The organism is Rhodococcus sp. APC 3903 (assembly GCF_030407755.1).
Taxonomy (GTDB): Bacteria; Actinomycetota; Actinomycetes; order Mycobacteriales; family Mycobacteriaceae; genus Rhodococcus_F; species Rhodococcus_F erythropolis.
The window spans coordinates 25,945-51,732 of sequence record NZ_JASDCV010000013.1 but is presented as its reverse complement, the minus strand read 5'-3'; the positions used below and the strand labels follow the sequence as shown (position 1 = coordinate 51,732).

At 61.7% G+C, this 25,788-nt stretch carries 26 protein-coding genes and 1 riboswitch; of the genes, 11 read left to right on the top strand and 15 right to left on the bottom strand.

All coding sequences use genetic code 11. The features are described from left to right. Positions 1 to 20: 20 nt before the first annotated feature. Entirely contained in the window at positions 21 to 656 is a 636-nt protein-coding gene (locus QMA15_RS19260; RefSeq protein WP_020968310.1) for a helix-turn-helix domain-containing protein, read from the bottom strand. Positions 657 to 802: 146 nt separating this feature from the next. Here QMA15_RS19260 and speB point away from each other — a divergent pair, with 146 nt between their 5' ends. Further along, positions 803 to 1,759 (top strand): agmatinase, encoded by a 957-nt coding sequence (gene speB, locus QMA15_RS19255; RefSeq protein WP_003941134.1) that lies wholly within the window; start codon positions 803 to 805, stop codon positions 1,757 to 1,759. On the opposite strand, the gene QMA15_RS19250 is transcribed toward speB, so the two are convergent. Further along, positions 1,723 to 2,397 (bottom strand): class I SAM-dependent methyltransferase, encoded by a 675-nt coding sequence (locus QMA15_RS19250; RefSeq protein ID WP_020968309.1) that lies wholly within the window; start codon positions 2,395 to 2,397, stop codon positions 1,723 to 1,725. The two genes, speB and QMA15_RS19250, sit on opposite strands and share 37 nt — an antisense overlap. A 111-nt stretch (positions 2,398 to 2,508) precedes the next feature. On the opposite strand from QMA15_RS19250, the gene QMA15_RS19245 reads away from it, so the two are divergent. Both QMA15_RS19245 and QMA15_RS19240 read left to right on the top strand, forming a co-directional pair. Further along, positions 2,509 to 2,946 carry a hypothetical protein gene (locus tag QMA15_RS19245; RefSeq protein WP_142006346.1) on the top strand — a complete coding sequence of 146 codons (438 nt, stop codon included), beginning with the start codon at positions 2,509 to 2,511 and terminating at the stop codon, positions 2,944 to 2,946. Between the two features lie 168 nt (positions 2,947 to 3,114). Then, positions 3,115 to 4,716, top strand: coding sequence for an ABC transporter substrate-binding protein (locus QMA15_RS19240; protein WP_046377866.1), 1,602 nt, complete (start codon positions 3,115 to 3,117; stop codon positions 4,714 to 4,716). A 41-nt stretch (positions 4,717 to 4,757) separates the two neighbouring features. Here QMA15_RS19240 and QMA15_RS19235 read toward each other — a convergent pair whose 3' ends face one another. From QMA15_RS19235 to QMA15_RS19225, 3 genes are all read right to left on the bottom strand, one after another. Then, on the bottom strand, positions 4,758 to 5,138 hold the full coding sequence (locus QMA15_RS19235; protein ID WP_279163010.1) for a 6-carboxytetrahydropterin synthase: 381 nt from the start codon (positions 5,136 to 5,138) through the stop codon (positions 4,758 to 4,760). Positions 5,139 to 5,173: 35 nt separating this feature from the next. Further along, positions 5,174 to 5,539 carry a metal-sensitive transcriptional regulator gene (locus QMA15_RS19230; protein ID WP_031332788.1) on the bottom strand — a complete coding sequence of 122 codons (366 nt, stop codon included), beginning with the start codon at positions 5,537 to 5,539 and terminating at the stop codon, positions 5,174 to 5,176. Positions 5,540 to 5,737: 198 nt separating this feature from the next. Beyond that, positions 5,738 to 6,544, bottom strand: coding sequence for a hypothetical protein (locus tag QMA15_RS19225; protein WP_024487558.1), 807 nt, complete (start codon positions 6,542 to 6,544; stop codon positions 5,738 to 5,740). Positions 6,545 to 6,795: 251 nt separating this feature from the next. Here QMA15_RS19225 and QMA15_RS19220 point away from each other — a divergent pair, with 251 nt between their 5' ends. The 3 genes from QMA15_RS19220 (at position 6,796) to QMA15_RS19210 (ending at position 10,133) form a co-directional block, all read left to right on the top strand. Beyond that, the gene (locus tag QMA15_RS19220) at positions 6,796 to 8,226 is read left to right on the top strand and encodes an MFS transporter (protein WP_020968303.1); all 1,431 of its coding nucleotides are present in this window, start codon (positions 6,796 to 6,798) and stop codon (positions 8,224 to 8,226) included. A gap of 73 nt (positions 8,227 to 8,299) precedes the next feature. Next, entirely contained in the window at positions 8,300 to 8,827 is a 528-nt protein-coding gene (locus tag QMA15_RS19215; protein ID WP_279163009.1) for a carboxymuconolactone decarboxylase family protein, read from the top strand. A gap of 22 nt (positions 8,828 to 8,849) precedes the next feature. Then, the gene (locus tag QMA15_RS19210) at positions 8,850 to 10,133 is read left to right on the top strand and encodes an MFS transporter (protein ID WP_021342728.1); all 1,284 of its coding nucleotides are present in this window, start codon (positions 8,850 to 8,852) and stop codon (positions 10,131 to 10,133) included. A gap of 79 nt (positions 10,134 to 10,212) precedes the next feature. Here QMA15_RS19210 and QMA15_RS19205 read toward each other — a convergent pair whose 3' ends face one another. Then, positions 10,213 to 10,491 (bottom strand): YHS domain-containing protein, encoded by a 279-nt coding sequence (locus QMA15_RS19205; protein WP_020968300.1) that lies wholly within the window; start codon positions 10,489 to 10,491, stop codon positions 10,213 to 10,215. A gap of 272 nt (positions 10,492 to 10,763) precedes the next feature. On the opposite strand from QMA15_RS19205, the gene QMA15_RS19200 reads away from it, so the two are divergent. Next, complete coding sequence (locus tag QMA15_RS19200) at positions 10,764 to 11,723, top strand: DMT family transporter (protein ID WP_021342726.1); 960 nt, start codon at positions 10,764 to 10,766, stop codon at positions 11,721 to 11,723. Here the strand turns inward: QMA15_RS19200 and QMA15_RS19195 are convergent. Then, positions 11,713 to 12,387 carry a TetR/AcrR family transcriptional regulator gene (locus tag QMA15_RS19195; RefSeq protein ID WP_007727120.1) on the bottom strand — a complete coding sequence of 225 codons (675 nt, stop codon included), beginning with the start codon at positions 12,385 to 12,387 and terminating at the stop codon, positions 11,713 to 11,715. The genes QMA15_RS19200 and QMA15_RS19195 overlap by 11 nt on opposite strands. Before the next feature lie 158 nt (positions 12,388 to 12,545). On the opposite strand from QMA15_RS19195, the gene QMA15_RS19190 reads away from it, so the two are divergent. Continuing rightward, on the top strand, positions 12,546 to 14,048 hold the full coding sequence (locus tag QMA15_RS19190; RefSeq protein WP_019746694.1) for an MFS transporter: 1,503 nt from the start codon (positions 12,546 to 12,548) through the stop codon (positions 14,046 to 14,048). A 341-nt stretch (positions 14,049 to 14,389) separates the two neighbouring features. Here QMA15_RS19190 and QMA15_RS19185 read toward each other — a convergent pair whose 3' ends face one another. Continuing rightward, positions 14,390 to 15,997 carry an ABC transporter substrate-binding protein gene (locus tag QMA15_RS19185; RefSeq protein ID WP_021333734.1) on the bottom strand — a complete coding sequence of 536 codons (1,608 nt, stop codon included), beginning with the start codon at positions 15,995 to 15,997 and terminating at the stop codon, positions 14,390 to 14,392. Between the two features lie 159 nt (positions 15,998 to 16,156). Continuing rightward, positions 16,157 to 16,735, bottom strand: coding sequence for a CGNR zinc finger domain-containing protein (locus QMA15_RS19180; protein WP_021333732.1), 579 nt, complete (start codon positions 16,733 to 16,735; stop codon positions 16,157 to 16,159). Positions 16,736 to 16,798: 63 nt separating this feature from the next. Between QMA15_RS19180 and QMA15_RS19175 the strand changes: the two genes are divergently transcribed. Both QMA15_RS19175 and QMA15_RS19170 read left to right on the top strand, forming a co-directional pair. Continuing rightward, on the top strand, positions 16,799 to 17,176 hold the full coding sequence (locus tag QMA15_RS19175) for a hypothetical protein (protein ID WP_003941183.1): 378 nt from the start codon (positions 16,799 to 16,801) through the stop codon (positions 17,174 to 17,176). A 93-nt stretch (positions 17,177 to 17,269) separates the two neighbouring features. Next, on the top strand, positions 17,270 to 17,614 hold the full coding sequence (locus tag QMA15_RS19170) for a hypothetical protein (RefSeq protein WP_021333731.1): 345 nt from the start codon (positions 17,270 to 17,272) through the stop codon (positions 17,612 to 17,614). On the opposite strand, the gene QMA15_RS19165 is transcribed toward QMA15_RS19170, so the two are convergent. Together QMA15_RS19165 and QMA15_RS19160 are read right to left on the bottom strand one after the other, a co-directional pair. Continuing rightward, on the bottom strand, positions 17,615 to 18,826 hold the full coding sequence (locus tag QMA15_RS19165; protein ID WP_142006336.1) for a saccharopine dehydrogenase NADP-binding domain-containing protein: 1,212 nt from the start codon (positions 18,824 to 18,826) through the stop codon (positions 17,615 to 17,617). Beyond that, positions 18,819 to 19,817 carry an alpha/beta hydrolase gene (locus QMA15_RS19160; protein ID WP_279163207.1) on the bottom strand — a complete coding sequence of 333 codons (999 nt, stop codon included), beginning with the start codon at positions 19,815 to 19,817 and terminating at the stop codon, positions 18,819 to 18,821. Before QMA15_RS19160 ends, QMA15_RS19165 begins: the two co-directional genes overlap by 8 nt. 143 nt (positions 19,818 to 19,960) lie before the next feature. Between QMA15_RS19160 and QMA15_RS19155 the strand changes: the two genes are divergently transcribed. Then, on the top strand, positions 19,961 to 20,839 hold the full coding sequence (locus QMA15_RS19155) for a PaaX family transcriptional regulator C-terminal domain-containing protein (protein WP_290285910.1): 879 nt from the start codon (positions 19,961 to 19,963) through the stop codon (positions 20,837 to 20,839). On the opposite strand, the gene QMA15_RS19150 is transcribed toward QMA15_RS19155, so the two are convergent. The 4 genes from QMA15_RS19150 to QMA15_RS19135 all read right to left on the bottom strand — a co-directional run bounded on the left by QMA15_RS19150 (position 20,818) and on the right by QMA15_RS19135 (position 25,787). Next, the gene (locus QMA15_RS19150; RefSeq protein ID WP_047889587.1) at positions 20,818 to 21,432 is read right to left on the bottom strand and encodes a hypothetical protein; all 615 of its coding nucleotides are present in this window, start codon (positions 21,430 to 21,432) and stop codon (positions 20,818 to 20,820) included. The two genes, QMA15_RS19155 and QMA15_RS19150, sit on opposite strands and share 22 nt — an antisense overlap. Positions 21,433 to 21,642: 210 nt before the next feature. Beyond that, positions 21,643 to 22,968 carry an aminotransferase class V-fold PLP-dependent enzyme gene (locus tag QMA15_RS19145; protein WP_019746685.1) on the bottom strand — a complete coding sequence of 442 codons (1,326 nt, stop codon included), beginning with the start codon at positions 22,966 to 22,968 and terminating at the stop codon, positions 21,643 to 21,645. Positions 22,969 to 23,021: 53 nt separating this feature from the next. Further along, a riboswitch (SAM riboswitch) is annotated at positions 23,022 to 23,136 on the bottom strand. A 60-nt stretch (positions 23,137 to 23,196) separates the two neighbouring features. Continuing rightward, a complete protein-coding gene (locus QMA15_RS19140; protein WP_047889585.1) occupies positions 23,197 to 24,732 on the bottom strand; it encodes a helix-turn-helix domain-containing protein in 1,536 nt (511 codons plus the stop codon). Beyond that, positions 24,729 to 25,787, bottom strand: a complete 1,059-nt coding sequence (locus tag QMA15_RS19135) for a DUF917 domain-containing protein (RefSeq protein WP_279163008.1) — start codon at positions 25,785 to 25,787, stop codon at positions 24,729 to 24,731. Before QMA15_RS19135 ends, QMA15_RS19140 begins: the two co-directional genes overlap by 4 nt. Position 25,788: the final 1 nt, after the last annotated feature.

The following is a 25,788-nucleotide window of genomic DNA, read 5'->3' as shown; positions in this document are numbered from 1 at the left end:
AACATTCACAGATTCGGGTCTCACGAAGGCGACGCGCGTGGCCCTTCCGGCAATGCCGGATTCAAGACCCACAGAACCTTCGCCAGAACCGAGCCTTCGGCCTGAAAACTATGGTTGTGCGTCGGCGTGAATGTGAAGGAATCGCCCGCCGCAAGCACGACGTCCTCGGCATCGACGGCCTCACCGTTCGGATCCGTCCGACCGCCCTCGAACGAGACCCGCAAGCCGCCCTCCAGCACGTGCACGAAGTTCACGTCGATCGGCAGACTGTAGAACTCCTGACCACTTCCGCCGCCTGGTTCCAGCTCGCCGAGCAGCACCTGAATTCGACGCTCGTTGGTAGGCGTGAGCAGGTACTCCGTCATCTTTTCGCCACCGAAGCTGATTTGCGGCATGGCGTCGGCGCGGACTACTTCACCGGCGGACGCATTCTCGAACAGGGATCCGACGGGGATCTCGAGCACCGCGCACACCTTGATCAGGGTCGCCACCGACGCGTTGACGTGATCGCGCTCGAGCTTCGAGAGATACCCCTTGGTCACACCACATGCCTCGGCCAGGTCGTCGAGGGTCAACCGCTTCGATTGACGTGCCGCCTTGAGCCTCGCCCCGATGCGCGGTCCGACCGGCTCGACCGCTTCCTTCGCCTTGGCCACTGAACCCACTCCTTCACGACCACCGTGTCCCTTTCAGGAAACAGGGGTTGACAACCGAGCCTCTTGAAGAAACCATACTTGCTCAGAGAGCTACATCACTGAAGGGCGCCCGGTGTGCGCCGAATCGAGAGCAGGGACCTCTGCACATGGCTACCAACAACCCCGGATCGTTCATCGGACCCGTCGACGCCACGCGCGTCCCCCGCTACGCCGAGCCGACCACTTTTGCGCGTCTGCCGCGCCTCGACGAGGTCTCGCGCGCCGACGTGACAATCCTCGGCATCCCCTTCGATTCGGGTGTCAGCTACCGACCCGGCGCTCGGTTCGGTCCGGGGCACATCCGCGCTGCGTCGAAGCTGCTGCGTCCGTACAACCCCGCGCTCAAGGTCTCCCCCTTCGCCAACCAGCAGGTAGCCGATTTCGGCGACATCGGAGTCAACCCCTTCGACATTCAGGAAGCTCTCACGACGGTTCAGTCCGCCGTCACCGACCTGCGCGCCGACGGTTCCTCTGTGCTCACGCTCGGCGGCGACCACACCATCGCACTTCCGATCCTGCGTTCACTGGCCCGCGATCACGGCCCGATCGCCGTCCTGCACTTCGACGCTCACCTCGACACCTGGGACACCTACTTCGGTCAGCCTTTCACCCACGGCACCCCCTTCCGCCGCGCCAGCGAAGAAGGCCTGATCGACATGGAGCGTTCGCAGCACATCGGCATCCGTGGACCGCTCTACAGCGAGAAAGACCTCGAAGACGACCGCGTCCTCGGCTTCCAGGTGATCCGCAGTGACGACTACGAGGTCGACGGCGTCGCCAGCATCGTCGAGCGCATGCGTAAGCGCCTCGACGGTGGCCCGGTGTACGTCTCCGTCGACATCGACGTGCTCGATCCCGCCCACGCTCCGGGTACCGGAACACCCGAAGCGGGCGGCATGACCTCTCGCGAATTGTTGAACACACTGCGCGGGTTGGTGGGACTCAACGTGGTCGGCGCCGACATCGTCGAGGTAGCGCCGGCGTACGACCACGCCGAGATCACCGGTATCGCAGCGGCTCACGTCGCTTACGAATTGCTGTCGGTGCTCGCACTCAATCGCTGAAGCAGCACAACGGTATCCGTCGTGTGATGCATCTCGGGGTTCGCGGGAAGATCACGTTCCCGCGACTCCGAGACCAACACCTTCCAACCATCGGTGAACAGCGACTCCACGTATTCGGGTGTATGGAGCATGGCCCGATGATGTTCGGTGGGCGACTCGTGGGGCGAGTGGCCCACGATCAGCAAATGCCCGCCCGGCGCGACCAGATCTCCGAGAGCACGGAACAATTCCCCGCGCGCGGGTTCGAGCATGTGGAAGAACTGCGCGGACACCAGATCGAAAGAGCGCCCCTGCGGATCCCACTTCGTCAGGTCGGCTTCCAGCCATTCGATGTCGACGCCCTCGCCCTCGACGTGAGCCTGGGCGCGACTGAGCGCAACCGACGATATGTCGGTGCCGGTGACCTTCCACCCGCGACGTGCCAACCACAAAGCGTCGGCGCCTTCGCCGCAACCGACGTCGAGTGCAGTGCCCGGTTCGAGGTCGGAGGCTTCGGCAATCAACTGTGGGTTGGGATTTCCGCTCCAGCGCGCGGGACGTTCCTCGTACAGCGAGTTCCAGAACTGTGCGTCCGCCTTGGCGTACGGATTCTCGGTGGTTTCAGAGTTTTCGTGGTGATTGTGGTGTTCGTGGCTCATGCACCCAGGATGAACGACCTTCCACAATTCACGCAACCATCTTTGCCGAAACAGCAACTTCTCCATTTCGACGCTCTGCTAACGTCACGCTTCGTGGCAGGTGGATTTCCCGTGTTTCGTCTCTACTGCAACTCGGAGGGTTCACACGTTTTGTGTTGTGCGCATTTCCCCGAGTTCAGCGGTTCGAACGCGGACGAAGAGTTCACCACCCAGCAGAGTTTCGACCGCGCAGTCGAGAAGATGCTGCGCGAGGCGTCCTTCGAACCGACAACCCTGACGTTGGTGGGCGAGCAACAGGGATATCCAGTCGGAGCCCACCTGTTCGATGCGACGGTTCCGCGAACCGGCAGCGTCTCCTTTGCCTTTCAAGAAGCCGGACCGCCGTGGATCGTTCTCGGCCTCGATGTTTCTTCTGAAAAATTCTGGTCCGAGATCGACGAAGACGAAGATCTCCTCGCCCTCGGCCCGATCTCTCCGTTGACGTCGGTCCCTGCCGTTGTACTCACTGCAACCGGGTGGCCACGGCAAAATGACCTCGACTCACCGTGACCTGAACTGGTTCATCACCCCGGTTCTCGTGAGATCGAACAAAAATCGGCATGATTTTCGTGAAGATCGACCGAGATGCCCGTCACGTCCTACGCCAAGATTTAGCGGTCACACTCGACCGCGCCCTCTCGAATTTCGCTCGGGCCCTGGCTCCTTCACGGAGGCACAATGAAACACCGCTCTTATCCGGCACTTGCAACGGCCGCGGGGCTCGCACTCGTGTTGTCGGCTTGCAGCTCGGGAGACACGTCCTCGGGCTCCGACGGCGGTGAACCTCTGACAGACGGAACCTTCCGTTATGCGTTGCAAGCCGATCCGGGTGCACTCAACCCGATCATGTCCGGCTCCGCGGCAACCGCTGACATCTCGAGGCTGGCCTACGACTCCCTGGTCTACCAGGATCCGGACACCAGTGAATTCAAACCGTGGTTGGCAGAGAAATGGGAAGAGACGCCGACCTCCGCATCCTTCACCATCCGCGAGGGAGTGACCTGTACCGACGGGTCGACGCTGAACGCGCAGACCGTCGCGAACAACATCAACTTCGTGGCTGATCCGGCCAACGGTTCACAACAACGCGGCACCACGGTCCCCGTAGGCGCTTCGGCCACTGCCGATCCCGCGACCCGCACCATCACGGTCACCACTCCGGCGCCGAGCCCCTTCCTCCTCCTCACGGTCAGTCGCCTCCCGATCATGTGCGACGCCGGACTCGCGGACCCGACCGCCTCGAACAAGAAGTCTCTCGGTTCCGGGATGTTCGAAGTCACCGAAGTCGCCGCCAACGACCACTACACGTTCGAGCGTCGTGACGGCTACAACTGGGGCCCCGACGACACCACCTCCGACACACCAGGTGTCCCCAAGACCGTCATCGCTGTCATGGCACCCAATGTCAGCACCGCCGCAAACCAGCTTCTCTCCGGCGAACTCAACGCATCTCCGATCGCCGGTCCGGACAAGGACCGGATCGAAGCCGCCAATTTCGCCTCGATCAATCGCCCGATGCCGTCCGGTCAGATGTACTTCAACCAGATCGCGAACAATCCCACCAGCGATCCCGCCGTTCGCAAAGCACTCATCCAGGGAGTCAATCTCGACGATCTGGCAGAAGTTATCACGGCCGGCCAGGGCACCCGCGCAACAAGTCTCGTCGGTGTAGAGCCCCGCGCCTGCGTGTACGACTCCGTCACCGGCAACATTCCGGACTACGACGTCAGCGCAGCGAAGGCAACCTTGGACGCGGCCGGCTGGACCGCCGGGTCGGACGGAAAACGAAGCAAAGACGGAAACCCGTTGACACTCCGCCTCTTCTACGCAGGAGGCGAAGAGGCTCGCAGCGCAGCAGCCGAACTCGCTCAATCTGCATGGTCGGATCTCGGCGCAAACGTCGAGGTAACGGGAGCCGACCAGACCAAAGTTGTCGACGTCATGCTCAGCGGTAAAGACAACAATCAGTGGGACATCGCATGGATCCAGATCAACAATTCGATTCCCAGCGGGTTCACCCCGTTCTTCACCGGACCTGCTCCGGCAACCGGTAAGAATTTCTCTTCGATCAACAACCCCGCCTACGAAGCAGCGGTGGCCAAGGCTTCCGGGTTGACCGGCGACGCAGCGTGCGCAGAGTGGGCAGACGCCGAGTCGCAGATCACCAAGACGGTGTCCGCGGTGCCGTTCGCGAATACGAACATGAGCTTCTACTTCAACAAGGCCGGGCTCGCATTCGGTAAGTCCTTCATCGGGTCTGCACTGCGTCTCTACCAGTAGTCCGATCGATCGAAACCCCTGTGGCAACGAGATATGTCAGATCAGTGCGATCTGACGTATCTCGTTGCCACACCTATCGTCTCGTTGTCCAGCTCGACGTAGGTCAGCTGAGGAATCGTGGACGCAAGTTCCGTGAAAGACCACTTCGCAACGTTCTCGAATGACGGACGGAAATCGAAAATCTCCGGCCAGACACCGCTCGCCAATCGCTCGGCGCACCGATCGACGGACTCGTCGAGAGCGTCCGTGTCGACAAACCATCCACGTTCGCTGAGTTGGTCGTCCTCGAACGAGAACCCGACTCGCATCGTCACGCGAAATCCCTCGGCAGGCATCAGCGGCGGCAAATTCTTTGCGTCCCGCACGGGTGCCGGAAGCCCTTGCCTCACAGCGAATGTACGACGGATCTCGATGCTGAACATGACGACCACGGTATCAATGTTCGTCGAGCACAGTTCTACGAGCGAACGAGCCTCGCAATCGCGTCGGTCGCTTCCTTCACCTTTGCCTCCGCCTCGGGACCACCGTCAACGGCAGCTTTGACGACGCAGTGGCTGATGTGGTCCTCGAGCAGCCCCATGGCCACCGCGTGGAGAGCCTTGGTCATCGCCGAAACCTGCGTGAGAATGTCGATGCAGTACTTGTCCTCGTCGACCATGCGCTGCAGGCCGCGGGCTTGACCCTCGATGCGACGCAGGCGCCCTAGGTAGTCGTCCTTGGCGGTGATGTAGCCGTGGGAATCACCCGTGCAGCACACATCGCCGGTCGTATCATTGCCCGGGGCACTGCTTGGAGCGTTGCCCACTGCTGTCGCTTCCGACATTCGATGTCCTCCTGTTCGTCAACGCGTGACTTCGCAACAATTCTCGTTACCGGGGCGATGTGCGGATACTCTTCGACTTCCGTTGTCTTGCAGAGCAATCACTGCGCACATCGCCACGCATTTCGCTACTGCACGAACAGATGGGTGCATGGTGATCGCCCATGCCCGTTTTCCCGTTGCTGCGAAACTCATTCGGTCTCAGTGCCCGTGGTGCGAGTGGCTCGAGTGTTCGGCCCCAGGCGTGGTCGCATTGTCGGCAGTCAGAGTGAATTCCGCCGTACGCACCACTTCGCCATGTTTGAAGTCCAGGAACAACCGGTAGTCCTCAGCGCTCGGCATGTTGGCGTAGAAGGTGATTGCCGGTCCAGCCGGCGTGACACCGTCACCCGGATGACCATCCGGATGCACATGGAGATAGGCGAGGTCGGAGGCACGCAACGCGACCAGATGCCCGTACGCGGCAAGGTAGGGCTGCAAGTCTGTGACTGGGATTCCGTCACGACTGACCGAGAGCGTGAGCTTCGATGTCTGGCCGGCATGGGCCGCGCCTTCGAGAGAGACGGTATAGCCGTCGACCGTCGTGACGGCAGCAGCGGCGGGCAACGGCCGAGGATCATAGGACCCGGCGACGCGTACATCCGCACTCAGCGTCATTCCGTCACCCCCGTCCGGGGTGAAGTCAGCGAAGACTCGGTAGTCTCCCGCGTGATCGAAATCGACTGACACACGCCAGTTTCCGTTCTCGTCCAATTCGGGATGCACGTGCTGGAATCCGGTCAGGTCCAGACCGACCACGATCAGATGCAACTGCTTGTCGTGGGTGTCGGTGTACCTGGTCAACGGAGTTCCAACCGAATCCAGGATCCGGAACTGCAAGGGGACATGGCTGCCGACGGCCGCCTCCGACGTTGCCAATTCCAGTGTGTAGCCGTTGCCGCTGAACATCTTGCCCTCCAAAGTTTGGGTCGGCAGCACTTCCGTTGCCGTCTGCGTCGGGTTCGACACTCCTTGAATTCGAACCTGTTGCAATTTGTACCATACCCCCCTAGGGTATGCAACGAACTACTCGAACACCATGAATTCACTCGAAGGAGATCCGATGCGCATCTACGCAGAGCGCCGGCCGAATGAGTTCCAAGAACAGCATTTCCCCGCGCACCTCAACGAAGCGCTGCGCCGATGTCGCCCAGGCTCGCTTTCGACACCCCCTGACCACACGAGCATCACCTATACCCCGTAGAGGTAAGGAACTCAGAATGTCCACACAACCGAAATCCACCCGTAAGTGGTGGGCGTTGGCGTTGATCGCCGCCGCTCAGTTCATGGTCATCATGGACACCTCGATCATCGGTGTCGCTCTCCCCCAGATGCAGAGCGATCTCGGCTTTTCCCAGGAAGGCCTGACCTGGGTCTTCAATGCGTACGTCATCGCATTCGGCGGGCTACTCCTCCTCGGCGGCCGCCTGTCCGACCTGTTCGGAGCCCGCAGAGTGTTCTCCGCTGGTTGGCTGATCCTGCTGATCGGTTCCGTTGTCGCCGGTGCCGCCGGTAACGTTGCCGTCGAACTTGCGGGCCGCGCCGTTCAGGGTGCCGGTGCCGCACTCATCGCACCATCGGCGCTCACCTTGCTGATGATGCTGTTCGGCAGCACGCAGAAAGAGATGACCAAGGCGCTGTCCATCTACGGCGCTGCCGCCCCGGCAGGCGGTACGGCCGGAGTGTTCCTCGGCGGCGTCATCACCGAATACACCAGCTGGCCTTGGGTGTTTTACCTCAACATTCCCATCGCCGTCATCGCGCTGATCGCTACTCCCCTCCTGATGCCGAACGCACCGGCACGTACCGGGTCGATCGACTTCCTCGGCGCACTCGCTGTCACCGCAGGTCTTGCTGTCGGAGTCTTCGGCATCGTCAGAGCACCTGATGTCGGATGGGGATCCGGGCAGACGTGGCTGGCGCTCGCCGTTTCGGCCGCTCTGTTGGGTGCATTCGTGTTGATCCAGTCCAAGCGTCGGGAACCTCTGGTGCGTCTGGGAATCTTCAAGGCGCCCAACCTCGGTGCCGCGAACATCGCTCAGCTCGTCCTCGGCGCTGCCTGGATACCGATGTGGTTCTTCCTGAACCTGTACCTGCAGCAAGTGCTCGGATACAGCGCCTTCCCGGCCGGTGCGGCGCTGCTGCCGATGACGATCTTCGTCATGCTCGGCATGGTCGTCGTGGCACCACGGGCCATGGCACGCTTCGGTGCAAAAGCGATGATCGTGACCGGATTGCTGGTACTGGGAATCGGTTTGGGTTGGATGTCGTTGATCCGGCCCACCGGCAACTTCTGGGTCGACGTACTGCCGGCGTCGCTCGTGGCTGCGGCAGGTATGACGCTGGCGTTCATCCCCTCACTCGGTACGGCGATTTCGGCTGCCCGCCCGGAAGAGGGCGGATTGGCCTCCGGCATCGTCAACGTCAGCTACCAGGTCGGCTCGGCTGTCGGCCTCGCGGTGATGACCGCGATCGCAGCAGTGTTCGGCGCTGATCAACTCGGTGACCTGACGGAGTTGACGAACGGTTTCTCCGCCGTGTTCCTCGGAGCAGCCGCCATCGCAGTGGTTGGCGCAGCAATCACCGCGGTCGTGATGCGGTCGACCAAGGTCGACGATCCTCGAACCGTTCAATCCACCGTCAATTCTTGACCAACTCCGGTGGTGGGTTCGGCCGGCTGTCACCAGCCGAACCCACCACCGGCGGAACCACTTAGGACTCGTTATGTCGCGCCTTGCATCTCTCACGCCCACCACCGCTGTCGGTGCATCTAAAGACCTTCTCGCCGAACTCGTGAACCGTCACGGACAGGTCGGTGACATGGTCGCGGCGATGGCTCATTCGCCCGCCGTACTGGGTGGCTATCTGCAACTCAGCCGGGCAATGAAGCGAGCGAAACTCAGCCGCAAGATCACCGAGCGAATCTCTATCGCTGTGCAGGTCCAGCAAGGTTGCGCTGTTTGCCTCGAAGCCCACGTTGCCGCCGCGCACGCCAACGGCGTCGAGGCGGACGAGATCGAGCGTGCCCGCGCGGGCACGTCCGTCGATCCTGCCATCGCGGCAATGATCGACCTCGGACTTCGCGTCTATCGGGAGCCTGCCTCGATTTCAGACGAACACATCGCGGGCCTTCGAGCGCACGGCTACGGTGATCGCGAGATCGCTGACGTCGTCGGAATCGTCGCCCTCAATGTCCTGACCGGAGCTTTCAATCTTGTCGCGGGAGTGAAACCAGATGAACCGGACCGCTAGGACCGCACCGGAACGGAACAGCATGCGTCTGTTCTTGATTCGCGACTATCGCCTGCTCTTCAGCGCCCAGATCATCGCGCTGTTCGGCACCGGATTGGCGACGGTTGCACTGGGTCTACTCGCCTACGAACTCGCTGGGCCGAGCGCCGGAGCTGTGCTGGCCACCGCGCTGACGATCAAGATGTCCCTGTACGTCGTGATCGCTCCACTCGCGGCGGCGTACGTCGACCGGTTGCCGAGACGGGCTTTCCTCGTTGCCCTCGACGCCCTTCGTGCAGCGGTCGTGATCGCATTGCCCTTCGTCAGCGAGATCTGGCACATCTACGTGCTGGTAGGCGTTCTCCAAGCTGCGTCGGCAGCGTTCACTCCCACGTTCCAAGCGGTCATTCCTGACATCGTGACCGACGAGGCCGATTTCACCCGCGCACTGTCGGCATCGCAGGTCGCTTACACTATGGAAAGCCTGCTCAGCCCTGTTCTTGCCGCAGTCGCACTGTCCTTCATGACATTCAACCTGTTGTTCGTCGCCACCTCCGTGGGCTTTGCGGTCTCGGCACTGCTCGTGCTGGCCACCCGAATCCCCAACGCTCGCCGGAGTACTCACCGCAAGGCGTGGGATCGGATCGCGTCGGGGGTGCGAATCTTCGTGACCACACCGCGACTGCGCGGCATCATGGCACTCAATCTCGTGGTGGCAGCAGCCGGTTCGATCGTCGTGGTCAACACCGTCAACTACGTCCGCGACGAGCTCGGTGGAACCCAATCCGACGTGGCGTGGATGCTTGCCGCGTCAGGCACCGGCACGTTGGTGACCGCGCTGCTTCTTCCACGCGTTCTCGACAGAACCGCTGAACGCACTGTGATGACAGCAGGTTCCGTTGTCCTGGTCGTCAGTGCCAGCGCGGCAGCAGCCCTCGCCGTGGCCGGTGTATTCACGTGGATGCTCACTGCCGCAGTGTGGGCACTCGTCGGCGCCGGGATGGCCATGATCGTCACGCCGACCGGAAAAGTACTTCGGCGCTCCGTCGAGCCCGCAGGTATACCGGAGGTATTCGCAGCCCAGTTCTCCCTGTCACACCTCGCCTGGCTTGTCACCTATCCGATCGCCGGATGGGTTGGTTCGAGCGCGGGATTTGCGGTCACCTGGAGCATCCTTGCAGCGCTTGCCGCAGTGGGAGCCGTTGCAGGATTTGCACTTTGGCCTCGGGAGACAGTTGCTGAATTGCCCGGACAAGCGACGTACGAAACCACGCGAGGCGAATGCACCTTGGCGGCCACCCAGTGCGCATGCGCTCGCACCGTCTGATGTCGACGGTCTACCCGAACCCCGATTGGGCCTCAACGAAAGTGGTGGTGCAGCCATCGCCTGCACCACCACTTTTCGCTCAGCTCACGTCAGCGTACTTCCGCGGATTTGCGTCGAATCGAGGACCACAACCCTTGCAGCAAAACCAGTACCGGTTACCTTCGTAGTCACGGAACAGGCCTTCCGCTTCGGCACGCGCCTTTTCGATCACACTGCCGGGCATGACCCGACATTCGACGAGTTCACTACTGCCAGAGTTGAGTAGGTCTTTCCCACCGGTCGGCATCGCCGTACCGACGGTGCCTACAGCGCCATTGGCGTCAGCCTTCGGGGTATTTCCACAGCCACAACTACTCATTGGGATTCCTGTTCTTTTGCTGGACGGATGTGGCCCGGAAAGCGAGCCCGACACAACCACCAATATACCCCCTATAGGTATATTGGAGATAACTTGAAGGTCTGCGCGTACAGCACCTCGACACATAAATCATTGCAGGAGAACGAATAATGCGTCCCCAGTCTCGGATCACCTACAGCATCATGACACAAGAAGCATTATACCTACTGGGGGTATAGGGTAGTTCTGGCATCGGCCATCCATGTCCGCGAGGTCGTCGACGAAGAGGCGCAATGAAGAACTGGAAAGCAATCGGCAGCAGCCGATTCGCCGTAGTTGGAGCTTTGCTGTTGGTCGGCGCGCTCTGGGGAAGCTCGTTCCCCCTCGTTGCTGTGGCAGCACCAACACTCGGCGCCGTCGGCACGACGCACGGCCGCTTCATTGTTGCAGCGTTGGTTCTCGCACTGATAACGGCTTCCAGCAGATCGACCTGGCGCGCGGTCGGTCACCGGTTTCCTGCATTCCTACTGCTGGCAGCCCTCAACGTCGCTGGGCCCCTGACGCTTGTCGCAACTGCGATCGTCGGCCTCAACTCGTCGACGGCGTCGATCCTGAATGCCACGACGCCGATGTTCACCGTATTCGTCGCCGCTTTCTGGCTTCGACAAAAGATCACCTGGCGAAAACTCTCGGGGGTCGCGATCGGCATCGTCGGCGTCTCGGTGCTCGTCGGTGGAATTCCGTCAGCGATCGACAGTCGCGCACTGCTGGCCATTGGAGCATCTTTGACCGCGGCGCTGCTGTACGCAGTCGGAGGTGTCTACGCACGAAAGTCGTTCCAGGACACTCCACCGATGACACTGGCCCTCGGACAACAACTTGCCGCGGTTGCCCTATTGGTTCCCGTGTCCGCCGTCGCTCCCCCACCGGGGCCCATAACCGTCGGTCCACTCATCGCCGTGGCAGCCCTGGGGCTGGGGGCTACCGCCGGTGGCTACCTGGTCTACTTCTGGATAATTCGTCAGGCGGGTCCAGTCGCGGCATCGGCCGTCACTCTTCTCGTTCCGATTTCGGCATCAGCCATCGGAGTGCTGTGGTTAAACGAGCCTGTTACCTTCGCGCTCGTTGGCGGTCTTGTCATCATTCTTGCCGGAGTGGGCTTGCTCCTGGATCTTCCGCCGACGCGAGATCCATTGCGCAGGGTTGCCCCGGGGCGGGCGGCTAGCGCAGACAAACGGCCGGTCAGCGGCTGATCGGAGCCGTCCAAAGTCCGACCAGCGCGTCGACGAGGTCGGTCGTGAAGTCCTCCCATGACGTGACCGCGTCCGGCCCCTCTTCGGCAAGCGTGCGCTCACGTTCGGCGAACATGTGCACGATCGCATTGCGTCCGATGTCCGCGCGGGCGCGTCGAACACTCATCGGCATGTCGGCCAGACAGTCAGAGAGTCCCCGAAGCGTCTCCTGCAGGGTGGGCGAGGCCAATACCTCGTCGTAGACGATTTTCCGCAGGACCGGGTCGGTGAGAATCTGTGCACTGAACCGCGCGTACCAAGTCGGGCCACCCATTTCGGCGTAGTGATCGGTCGACGCCCGAACCAGACACGAAATCCAGTCACGAACGTTTGTGGACCCTTCGATCTCACACAGCAGTTCGCCACGCTTCTTCTCGACCTGCTGGGAATGCTTGTTCACGATCGCGCGGACCAGATCGGTCTTGGTCCCGAAGTGGTATCCGACGGCTGCATTGTTGCCCTGACCTGCCGCTTCACTCACCTGGCGGTTCGAAACCGCGAAGACTCCGTGCTCGGCGAACAGCTGCTCGGCGACGGCGAGAATGCGGTCTCGGGTTGCAGCAGAGCGCGCGGAATTTGCGGCGCCGCCGACGTCGGCCGACGCGTCCTCAGTCCTCGTAGTCATGGACACCATCATCCTCGACCATCCGAAGCTGCTCGGCACCGGAGATATTCGTCACGATCGGAGGCGCACCCTTCCGTTAAGTCAGTCACTTGATTTAACTTTAGTTCAATCAACTGACTTAAACCATTATTCGTTCTTCCTCCGATGGAGTTACCGCAATGTCGTCAACCACTTCTCCACCACCGACAACGCCGCCACAGACAACGAAGTCGCCAGCCACCACCGCAGTGGTGGCTGTTCTGGCGTTTTCCGGCATCGTCGTCTCGCTCATGCAGACGCTGGTCATCCCGATCATCCCGCATCTGCCCGAGTACCTGAACGCGCCGGCGTCCGATACCGCGTGGGCTGTGACCGCCACGTTGCTCGCCGCCGCCGTCGCCGTCCCGACCATGGGCCGCTTGGGCGACATGTTCGGCAAACGCCGTCTGCTCCTGATCAGCATGGCGCTGTTGGTAACCGGTTCCGTGGTCGGAGCCCTCAGTTCGAGCGTTATCCCCCTCGTTGCCGGCCGAATCCTGCAAGGCCTTGCTGCCGGTGTCATTCCGCTGGGTATCAGTGTGATGCGCGACGTGCTTCCACCCAAGAAGCTCGCCGGCGCTGTTGCGATGATGAGCGCTTCGCTGGGAGTCGGTGGCGCTCTGGGGCTTCCGATCGCGGCTTTGATCGCCGAGTACGCCGACTGGCACGTCCTGTTCTGGGCGTCAGCCGTGCTCGGCGCGCTTGCGGCCGTTCTTGTTGTCGTCCTGGTCCCCGAATCGGCGGTTCGCACAGGAGGCACGTTCGATTTCGGCGGAGCAATCTCACTCTCAGCCGCCCTCATCGCTCTTCTACTCGCAATTTCCAAGGGTGGCGACTGGGGTTGGACGAGCACGCTCACGCTTTCCCTGTTCGGCGCCGCGATCCTGATATTCGGATTCTGGGCATGGTGGGAACTACGCACCCCCAAGCCGCTGGTGGATCTACGCGTATCCATCCGCCGCCAGGTGCTCTTCACCAACCTCGCATCCATCGTGTTCGGATTCGCGATGTTCGCCGCCAGCATGGTCTTTCCCCAGGTAGTCCAGCTGCCTGAAATCACTGGTTACGGCCTCGGCGGTTCGATGCTCACCGCAGGTCTGGTCATGGCTCCCTCCGGCATCATCATGATGCTGATCTCTCCGCTGTCCTCACGCATCACCAATTCGCACGGCCCCAAGGTGACGCTCATGCTCGGCGCCATTGTGGTCGCAATCGGTTACGGCATCGGCATTTTCGCCATGCACTCGATTTGGGAACTGATCGTGATCGCAGTAATCATCGGCGCCGGTACCGGTATGGCTTACGGCGCAATGCCCGCTCTCATCATGGGGGCTGTTCCTCCGTCCGAGACCGGAGCGGCCAACAGCTTCAACACTCTGATGCGCTCCCTCGGTACATCATTCGCCAGCGCCATCGCGGGTGTCGTCATCGCCCAGATGACCATGTCCGTCGGTGGGGCAACGCTGCCGTCGGAGAACGCTTTCCGCGTCGTCATGGCCCTCGCTGCCGGATCCGCCGTCATCGCACTCGTCCTGGCCGGTTTCCTCCCTCGGTTCAACGGCTCGAACTCCCGCAAGGAGATTGGTAGCCAGCACACCGATACGTCCCCGACCACGTCGAAGGAATCCGTCCCGACGCACTGAGCAAGTGCGCAACACACACAGCACGGCCCCGGCGGAGTCCAACTCCGCCGGGGCCGACGCGTTTCACACATTTTGCGGTTGATACACCTGCAGACGACCGTTTCGTGACATGCTCCGTTGAGATGGGTGCTCGTTCGATACTCGGGGAAAGGATGCCGCGATCGCCGCTCCTCGTGCTGACGTCGCCCTTGCCGTCGCCGCTGCTGCCGTCCTGGGCATAGGCGTCGGTGTTCTTCTTGCCGATGTCGTCGCCGGCCTGGCTGCAGGTGCCGGTGCTGCAGTGGTATTTCGGTTTGCACTTCGGATGATCAATACCCGAAAGTGAGCGTTTGCCGAGGGTCCTACTTCAGGACACGGATCGCCGAGCCCGGAAGGATTCCGCTCGACGGCGGGTAGATCGACGTTGCGCCGTTGAAGAACATGTGAGCGGGAGTCGTGGATACCGGCAGCAGGTCGATGTCGTTGAACAACGCGCGCTCACTTTCCTCCCAGACCTTGCAGGACTCGTCACCGGGAAGAAGCGAAGCCTCAGTGGACAATTCGATGTACTTCTTGTTGTCGAGGGAAGCGAAGTTCACTCCTTCAGGTTTGGGCGGGCCGGTGAAGTACTTCGCAAAGATGCTCGGCGTATCACTCCCCAGCGTCAAACCGATGGAAACGTCCCACGACGACAGGTCGGTGGTGCTGAATGTGTTGGCAATGACGAAACTGTAGTCGCCGCCGGTCAGTTTCACCTTCGCGCCCAGTCCTTCCCACTGTGTTGCTACGTATTCCGCGGCGGCAGAGTTTGTATCGCGTGAGTTGTTGAAAATTACGTTGAGGGCAAGCGGTCGACCGTCCTTCGTCAGGAGGCCGTCGGGACCCGCCTTCCAACCTGCGTCGGACAGCGTTTTCTTTGCTGCATCGACGTCGAAATCGGGGATCGTCCCTTCGACACTGTTGTAGTCGCAGGCAAGGGGTTCCGAAACCGCGAGGGCGCGTGCACGGGTTCCTTTACCGCCGGTGGTGATCTCGGTGTAGTCGTCCAGGTCTACTGCCTGCACGAGGGCCTGCCGTACAGCACGGTCTGCCGTGGGTAGGGCCGCGAAATGATTGAAGATGAACTCGCCGGACAACGTGGTGTAGGTCTTCGAATCCAGACCCGCTGCCAAGACTCGTTCCTCGTCCGAACCGGTCACCGCCGCGGCATTCACTCCACCGGTGAGAACAAGATTCGCCGTCGTACTCGGATCGGTGACAATCTTGATCGTCACTGTCTTCGGCACCCCGAGAGTGTCGGAAGTGGTCTCACCGTTCGGACTCCAGGTGTAACCGTCGCGGCGTTCCATCGTGATGTGATCGTTGGGAACAACTTCGGTGACCTTGAACAGACCCGTTCCGTTACTACTCGAACGGATACTGGCCGGGTCTTCGAGCGTCGCAGCGCACGGAAGCCGCATCGAGCCTATTCGGGAGAGCAAGAAGGGTGCCGGTTCGGCTGTAGTGACCGTCAGTTCGTCACCGTTCGCGGACGCGACCGTCGACGACGGCACGGTGGATCCTCGTAGCGGTGAAGCGTTTTCAGGGTCCATGACCCAGTTGATGTCATCGGCTGCGGTCTGCGCGGTGAAGGAAGTGCCGTCGGCACAAGTGACGCCCTTCTTGAGCACGAACTTCAGCGTGTTTCCTTCTTCACGCCAACTCTCCGCCAGATACGGACGCACCGTGCGGGTTTGCGCATCGATGTCGATCAACGAATCGTACGAGTACGCGTTCACGATCTGAGTCGACGTAAGGTTTGTGATCAGAGGGTGCAGATTTCCGGGATCGGCGTTGATGACAGTCGTGAAACTGCCGTCCTTTGCATACTCACCGACCGAACCTTCGGGACTGGATGCGCCGCCACACCCGGCCAGAGTGAATACGCCAACGCTGATAACTGCTGTCACGGAGACAGAACGGGCTTTCATACGAGCCGCCATCTACTAGGAGTTGCCATGGCGACAATCGTGCGGGACTGACGTGGTCTGTATCTCGTTGAAGTTCCCCATACAGTCGGCCGTACTCTGTTCGATTGTCACTATCGACCGGGCAATCGCAGACGCTAAGTACGACGCCATCGTTGACGACTAAGTACGACGCTGCCGTTGACGGTGATTCGCGACGTTGATTCGGTTGCCGCACAACGCCGGCATGCAGTAGCGGCGTCGCCCTCCCCGGCTCGTATCGACAAACACCCCGTTGCACGTCGGCGACGCGCATGGGCGGAATCGTTCGTACCCCAATGTGCGCAGAGTCCCCAGCAACGAGTAGCCGATCAACAACGCAAGCTCACCCGTGAGATCGATTCTTCTGTCCGGTACCGCATTCCATCGATAGTCGTACTGGGCATCAGGCACGAGTCGAACGTGATGCGGGACAGTCTGCAGGAGTCGATCAGTGCGATCAACGAGTTCGTCGGAGGTCGGAGCATCGAGAATCGAACGAATCGCCTCTCTGAGTGCCTGCACGTCGGCAAGTTCACCGCTGGTAAGCCGACGCCCGTTGCGGAGCGCATCCGGCGAGAGTCCATGTTCATCCAGTAGATCGTGAAGCGCCTGAGGATCACGCAACGCGTCGCCTGCCTCCACCCACACGCGGGGCGAGGTGTTGACCAGGTCGGTCGCGAACGACGCACCGACGACGTAATCGTCTAAAACTACTTGCATCCCTTACCGCCCTGCCTTACCGTAATTGAATAACCCAACTTTACACCTTACGGAGGCAGCGGGATGGAACATTGCGCAGACCACAGACTGCCCGAGATACTCCGAGACACTCATCACCGATTGCGCCGCGCCGGCACCGTGGCATCGGAGACGCCTGTCGTCGCTGCCGATCTCTACTGGTCGATCGGTGCACTCGCCCAGTGCCTGACAGCGATGGACGAGGTCATTTCACAACTTGGAATCAATGCCCGAAAGCAGTTGCGAGCTGGAAAGTTCGACGTCCAGAGCGGACCGTTCGAAGGAGAGCCCGACGCCGCCTTACTCACCGCAGTTCTTGCGCTCGCCAGAGCATCGAGTAGTTGCGAACCGGTTCAGGCGGCAATCGGCAACGCTCAGATCGCGGTGAGCGATCTCGTCGTCGCGAGGACTACCAGCGCCTGAGACTCGGGCGGGCCACCCGCTCCCAGTAGAGACTGTATGGTTGGTTTTCGGCATCCGCCGAGAGCGTCGAACAGCAGGGACCGGGTTTTCACTGTGAGTACAGGGACATTAACGATCTACGAGGACAGGACCGTCCGAATCGACGATCAGGGCGTCACGATCCGCCACTATTACTTCCCGTTTGTCAGCAAGTTTGTTCCGTACTCACAGATCGAATCCGTCGACCTCGGAGTCATGTCATGGCTGAGTGGACGCTTACGAATTTGGGGAACAACAGATTTCAGCTCGTGGTACAGCCTGGATCTTTCACGCCCGTGGAAGGAGACCGCGGTGGTACTCACCCTCGCCGGCCGCGGAGCGCCTTCATTCAGCCCCAAGGACGCAGATCGCGTCGAGACCGAAATCCGCAGTCGCATCGGATCGCACGCCGCGAACTGACTAGCGAAACTCGGATTCGACGGTAACGATGTCACTCCAGTCGGTTCGACCGAACAACCGCGCCAGTGCAGTGAACAGAACGTCCGGGTCGATGACGCTCTCGGCTGAGTGCACACCGACCCGATCCCGAATCGTTCCGTCGGCCAGCCGGGACACCACCTGAGCAAGGCCGAGCGCCAAGGGGATTCCGGTTGCACCGGCCATGTCCGACAGTAACTCCGATACCGGTGAATCGTCAGCGATCCGTGCCACGACGCGCATCTCTCGACCTTCGCGCACCCCGGTCGCCGAGGCGAAAAACAACGGCAAGGATCCATGACCGGCACGCGTGAGCATTCGAGGCGCAGCACGGATCATCCGCCGGAGCGAGGGCTTGCCCAATTCTTCAGCAGCCGAGTCGAGATCGATTCTCCCCTTGTCGATATCGGAGCGGAGAACGTCGAGGAACGCCACGGTTTCCGGTGTGATCACCATCAGATTTGCCGAATGCCCTGCAGGATTGATGGTCCGATGAAACATCACCGGCTCCGGATGCCCGACCACGTAAGCGTTCCCCCGACGTCCGCCGGGCAGTTCGAGTGCGATGGAACGCAACGGTTCTTCGTTGACGATTCGCCCCGCACGAACCACTGGAACCGTGCCGCTGATCTGCTGCATCCAGTGAACGGCCGCTGCACTCAATGTGTCCACCGACTCGTCCTCGCCCTCGACATCAACCGGCCAGGCTGTGTACAGATCGTCGACCACGTCCAATCGCGAGACTGCCATCGCGGCCAGGAGGTTACTCATCCCGGGACTTGCGCCCATGCCGACTACCGCACAGATTCCGGCTCCCCTCGCGGCACAGTCCAATTCCAGCATGTCGACGGCCGGCTCCCAGTCGTCGCAGATGTCGAGATAGTGAGTCCCGGTCTCGATCGCTGCCTGGAGAATGCCCACGCCGAAACGGAAGAACGGTCCGACCGTATTGACGACCACGTCTGCGCCGTCAAGCAATTCACGTAGCGTGCGACCGTCCGTGACGTCGATGCTGCGCGCCTCGACTTCCGCTGACGCCTGCGCCAGTTCAACTGAAAGACGCTTCGCAGCATCGATATCGCGATCCGCGACTACTACCTTGCCGATTCCCGGCAATGTTGCGGCCAGACGAACTGCTGCCGAGCCCATGGCACCGGCACCACCCAGTGCGACAACCGTGATTCCGTCAGCCATGAATTCCCTCCAAAAATGCAGTCTGATCCGCTAGATAGCCGGGAGCGAAGATCGAACGGGGAGCAAGAACGGCCACCAGAGCCGACATCAATTCCGAGTCTTCGAGGTCCTTCTCCACAATCGAGTGAGTGGCGTCGGGGTACTTCTTGACCACCAGTTGCCCTGGCGAGTCGAGTAATTCGCGGTACACCCTTTCGGTATCAGCCACGTCGACGTTGACGTCTTGTCCGCCGATGATCAAGAGCACCGGAACCCTCACGGTTTCGAGATCGGCTCGCGCATCCGAGAGGTAGTTCTTTCGGATGAAGTTCCACCGGTCTTCGGTGAGACCGTCGGCCTCGCCGGAGGCCACGAGATCGTCGAACGATGCATCACGGGCCAACTGATCCAAGTTCTTCGCACGATCGACCCGCGCTTTCTCGAACTCGTCGGCCGACGCATTTCTCTCGGAAAGTTCGGCTAGGGTATTGAATTCGCCTTGTTGGAGCCAGTTGATCGCGGGACCCACGGCAATGACGAACGCTACGTCCGGGTCGAGGTTCACCACCTTGGGCATCACCCACCCTGCCTGGCTTGCACCCCACAGACCGATACGAGACGGATCGATATCCGAACGTCCCCGCGCCCACTCGATTGCCGCTTCCGTTTCTGCCGCGCGATCGTCCATGCTCTGATCGAGCCAATTGCCCGGTGCCCCATTCACCCCCGGCTTGTCCCAGGAGAGTGACGCGTACCCCGCCTTTGCGAACGCCTCCCACACCGGTCGATAGAACGTCTCATGTGTTGCATCGACCGGGCCGTCTCCGTGGACGAAAACCACGAGCCCGAAGGGACCGTCACCGTGTTCGGGCAGTGCAAGGACTCCCTGGAGCGGCACCGATCCCCCGGTGATCGTCACTTTTTCCTCACGGATGTCATAGGTGTTCTGGTACAGCGTCCAGCCCACCAGAGTCGCGATCAGAACAACGACCACCGCCAGGGAAGTAACCATCCACCTGCGTAAACGAGGCTTACTCTTGCCCTCGCTCATCGATTCCGCTGCCATCTTCCCGCCCTAACGTACGAATTTGAAACGATCGTATTGCATTCGATAGTACAGTTGTGGGCGAAGATGTCGAGAAGCGAGGAAAGGACATGGCGATGACCGACATGGACGTCGATGTACCCACGAGGATCTTGATCGAGGGACTACTGCGCACGGACGGAACTGTCGACGGACGCACCCTTTATGCCACCGCCGACGCCCTCGACAAAACTGATCAACAGGTTCGGCTGTGCATCAAGCGGTTGGTCACCGAGGGGAAGTTCACTCAGGAAGGTCGCGGGCGGCAGGCCACGCTACGAGCAACGCCGAAAGCCGTGCGCGAGATGGAACCCGACGTCGAATTCGTTCGGCTGGCCTATCAACAAGACCGCGACACTGTGACGCCGTGGGACGGGTATTGGCACCTGGCCGGGTTCGCAATTCCGGAGTCGTCGCGGAAAGCGCGAGATGCGCTGCGCACCAAGGTCGTTTACCTCGGCGGCGCGCTCGTCCAGGGCGGTCTGTACGTCTCGCCGCACGCCTGGGAACCGTATATTCACGATGCGGCCGCCGAACTCGACGTCGAACAGCACCTGTCTTCTCTCACCACTCGAGATCTGAAAGTGGGCATGCTCGTAGACCCCGTGAAGATTGCCGCGCAGTTGTGGCCACTGGACCAGATCGCTGACGGATACGAACGGCTGCTCGACGTAGCGACCGCACGCCTGCACAAACTGCAGAACGGTTCCGGTACCGATGCTGTCACGATGACCATCGAGCTCGCGGCGGAATTCACGCGAGCCATGGAACCGGATCCGCTGTTGCCGCCGGAACTACTGCCCACCAACTGGATCGGCACGAGGGCTCGGTCGATCACTGCGCAATGCTGGACGCTTCTGGCACAGGTGGACGGTGCCGACGAATTACCGTCGCTGTTCCACCTGTACGCAGATGCAATCGGTGACGATCAGGACGCAAGCGTGCGCTGACGGGGCGGCAGTCCGAAACGCCCGAGAACCTCGTCGACTGCGGTGGACGGTGTGACAAGTCCGCGATCCTGAAGCCACGGAATGGTGCTGTCCACCAGATGCTCGAGCGCGCGAGGCAATGCGAGAGGCAGCAACGTAACGCCGTCGGCGACCTCGGCAGCTCGGATATCGGCGATCAAACTGCCGAGACCGGAAGGCGTTCCGACGTAGTGAAGCGAAACGGGAACCCGCGGCGCCGTCAACGCGCTGTCCAACTGTGCAAGCTCTTTACGGGCGGAGCGAGCCTCCGGCGCGATCAGAATCTCGAGATCGACCAGTACTGCGACACTGTCGGGATCGCGTCCTTCTTCGGCGACAGCAGCGCGTATCCGTGCACGTTCGAGCTGTGCCTCACGCAGGTCCGCAGCGCGAATCCGAACCACATTGGTAGGGAATGAGGCTAAATCGAGAGCCTTTTCGCCCTCGGTGAGGTCCACCCAGTAGTCGCCGCCGATGATGGGCAGGTTGCCGGGTGCGCCCTCAGCTGCCGGATGGTGACCGGATCCGGTCAACTCGACCGCTACGTGCAGAGAATGCGAAGCGCGTGAAGACATGTGAGACCTCCGAAAATCAGAAAAGTATGGGATGAGCGAGACGAATCGTCAGCTCGAACACATTCCTGACGAGGTGCGGCACAGATCGACATGGCGACGGCACCACTGACCGAGAGTGATGCTCACTCTCGAAGGGGTGGCGGGGAAATCCGCTGGTGCCATGGCTGCCATGCTAGTTGTCCGTTCGAGTTTTCGGGGACCGAGCTCAGCTCAGACGCACTCGGCTGCGCCGGCGTTGTCGTCTGCGGCTCCGAGGAAGGGGCGGGTCTCGGGCACGGGGTTCCACGCACCGGCAGTCTTGGCGTAGTTCCAATCACGCTGATTCGAAACCAGGATGTTCACGGCGTCTACCAACCGCGTCACGTCGTCCGAGCTGCTACCGAGGCCGAGGCTGGCGCGAACTGCACCGCCGGAGAGGCCGAGGCGTGCGAGAACCGGGTGTGCGCAGAAGCGACCGTCGCGAACTCCGATGCCGTGCTCGGCGGAGAGGAATGCGGCGATTTCGCCCGCTTCGAATCCGTCGACGGTGAAGGTGACGATTCCGACGGCGTCCGGTGCGTCATTCCACAGTCGCACGAGCGAGACGCCCTCGATGGCGGACAATCCGTCGGTGAGCTGGGCGGTGAGTGCCTTCTCGTGCTCGGCGATGACGTCGAAGTCCAGCGCGTGCAGGGTTTCGCATGCGGTCGCGATGGCTGCCGCACCGAGAACATTGGGGGAACCTGCCTCGTGGCGGGCAGGCGCGCAGGCCCACTCCGTGGACTCGATGGTCACCTCACGCACGGCGCCGCCGCCGGCGAGGTACGGCTGAGCCTCGTCGAGCCAGTCACGGCGTCCGACCAGAACACCCGCGCCGAAGGGCGCATAGAGCTTGTGACCGGAGAAAGCGATGTAGTCGACCCCGCATTCCTGCAGGTCGATGCGACGGTGAGGAGCCAACTGAGCTGCGTCGACGAGGATACGTGCGCCGCAACGATGAGCGATGTCAGCCAAGCGTGCAATCGGCAGGATCTCGCCGGTCACGTTGGAGGCACCGGTGATTGCGAGCAGCGCTGCAGGCTTGGTGCACAGTTCACCGATCAGACGCTCGATCGTCTCTTCGATGGTGTCTGCAGCGGTGACGATACGAGCGTCGTTCCACGGCAACAGGTTTGCGTGATGCTCGACATCGAGGACGACGGTGCTGCCGGGGACGCACTGCGCAAGCAGGTTCAGCGAATCGGTGGTGTTCCGGGTGAAGACGACAACCTGATCGTCGGCACAGTTCACGAAACGAGCAACGGATTCACGAGCGTTCTCGTAGGTGAGCGTGGAGATCCGAGACGCGTAGCCGGCACCGCGGTGGACGCTGGCGTATGTCGGCAGCAACTCGGCGATACGGTCGGTGACCTGGGCCAATGCCGGCGCACTCGCGGCGTAGTCGAAGTTGGCGTAGGAGCATTCGCCGCCCTGAACCAATGGAACCTGCAGGTCAGCACCCGAAACCTTGGCAATCGCGGTGGTGCGGCAGGTGTCGGCACTCAATACAGCAGTCATCGAAGACAATCCTCACGTTCAAGGACTCGTTCGTCGGGTGATGGCCCCGGAAGAGTCCGCGCTTGCCGCATTCGTTTTCGAACGCAGCCGGGTCGTCACCCGGAGCACCCCACCGCGGAGGAGGGTTGCCGACCAGCAAGCCGGGGCTGAACACTGGTACTCGTGACCTGGCAACGAGGATGGCAGGAACCTCCCTTGCTTGTCAAGACGAAGCCGCGAAGATCTCCGTCAGGGCGCGATGGTCCGGCAAGCAAGGTGGAGCGCGAGTCTCGTTTCCGGATCTGCGAGATCCACCGAGAGAAGGCGCTGAATTCTATCGATCCGACTCGATACGGTGTTGCGGTGCAAGCCCATTCGGGTTGCGGTGTGAGCCAGAGACGATTCTTCGTCGAGGTACGTCGACAGAGTCTCGAGCAACTCTCCATTCGAATCTCGTAGCGGCGCGAGCAGTGCCGCGGCTGCGGGCTGAAACGTGTCGGTTCGCGTCCACGCCAGCAGCAACTGCGCCAGACCCAGGCGGTCCACGTGCAGGAAGCGGCCTGTCTGCGACCTCGAACCCGCGAGCCGAGCGGCATCCCCGGCCTCAGACAGGGACGCACCGATTCCAGCCGGACCGTCGTGTGCGCGTCCCACACCGACCCAGGTCTCCATCGTGGGTTCCAACCTCGCCTGAGCTGCACGGATGCTCTCGGCGATCCTGGTGATCGACTCCGGTCGCGGCTCGCCCGGCAGAGTGGTCCACGCTGCCCAGCCGTCAGCCTGTTCCACGACATTGGCGTCGATTCCCTCGGCGGCGAGGGCGTCTGAGACCTCACTGCGCCTGGCCACCAGGTCGACCTCACCGACCGCCAGGACTTTGATGCCGATATGCCATCCGTCCAGTGCCCAACCCGCGTCGAGTGCGCGCCGGAGCAGTCCGGGTGTGGCGTCTGCTGACGTGTCGATCAGTTCACCGAGTAGCGCGCTACGCCGGCGCGCTTCACGCTCGTCGACCATGCGTGCAACGGCCAGTCGGTGCCCGGCAGCCAACGAGGCCACGTCGAGAACCACTGAGAGAGAAGCCTCTTCGACGCTTTGACGCACCGGGAGCAGCACCGCCAGCCAGGGCTCTCGGGCTGCGCCGGACATCACCGGGCACGCAATCAGGACCCCGCCGGAGTCCAATTCAACAGTGGTGGGCGCCCCGCGGCCCGACAACATACCGGCGGCTGCTCGATCAGCGTCGGACAACAAATCGGCGCCGGTCAGCGGGCGTCCGGACGCGTCCAGGAGGATGAACGAACGCTGAAATGTGTTCAGCAGCACCGACAGAAGATTCTCGACGCTTCCGCCGGCCCGCTGGCCCGCGTGTGTCGCCCGCAGTACCGCGTCGGCCATCACCGCCCGCGAATTCGAGAGAAGATCACGAAGATCCACGCTGAACTGCCACGGGTCGGATACTCCGAGCACCACCAGTCCGAGGCGATCGGCAAGCAACGAGAGATTCGCATCCTCCGCCGCAGTGCTGTGTACCGCGAGCACCCGGCAGCCGGTCGCCGCCGTGCGTCGAAGGAGAGCGTCGAATCTCCACTCCCCGACGTCGATTCGATCGAGAATCACCAGAACTGATCCTGCACCCGCCGCACCCGACACGGCCTCGGCTGACTGTGCCGATTCCCCGGTGAGCGCTCCCACTGTCGTCACGACGGGATCACCTTCGCCGGCAAGTCGATACAACCCGACAAAAATCGGGTTGTTCAGCAACGCCGACACACTCGCGCTCATTGCGCCTCCATCAGCACTGCGTCGTGGTCGATCCCGAAGGCCCGCGGGCCGACAACTTTCAACCTGCTCACATCTTCCGCCCACCACTGAGGGCCGGGCAGAACCAACACGGCCACGTCCTGCCCCTGGTGCACTGATTCGCACGAGACGAAGGCACCGGTCCGGACGTCGAGCAACGTCACGATGTCCGGACATGTCGCAATCATCTCGCCGTCCGACGCGACGGTCAGGAACTCACTTTCGAATTCGACTCGTATCACCGCAGAATCGTGTTCGAGAATCACGTTGCCCCGACGATCGCCGGCGTTCGGGCGACTACGACGCACCGCACGCACCCGGCCTGTCCCCATTACTCGCCCCCCGGAGCTTTCGGCGATCTCCCGCCAACTGCCGAGGGTCCCGACGTGCTGACCCAGTTCATATGCTCGGGACAGAGTTCCCGGAATGCACGCCTCCTGCACAGTCCGCGCATCGATCGACGCGATCGCCAGAGCGCCCCAACCGCTGGTTCTCCCGATCAACGACCGCACTGCTACCTCGGCGCCCAGCACATCCACTCCGTCGACGACGGTAATGAGGCCGCCGGGCTGGGCGAGAGTGACCGGGCACAATTCCAACCCGGCTGCGGCGAGAGAGAAGTGATCGAGCCGAGGCATCGCTCGACCGAGCAGGTCCGCGTCGACCACGGGAATCCCCAACGCCAACGCCGCCGCAATGCCGGAGAGAGCGTTGAGTCCACCGCCTTCGAAAGTCATCACCGCGGTCGGACGTTTACCAGTCCACCGCGTCAAAGCTGCTGCAGTGTCGGCAAACTCATTCCCGGAGGGCAGTTGCTCTTCCAAAGCCAGGGCCGATCCGACGATTCCCACCGGCATGATCATCGCCCCGGACGGCAACTGGTCCGGCGCGATGACTTCTACCGACGTTGACGTCATCAGTGGACGCAGCATTTCCACGAACAGGCGTGGATCGCCGCCCCCACCGCAGCCCAAGACCACCGCCCCCGCTGCGATCGCGTCGAGGTCGGCCTCCCGGACCGCGTGCAGCCTGCTCACG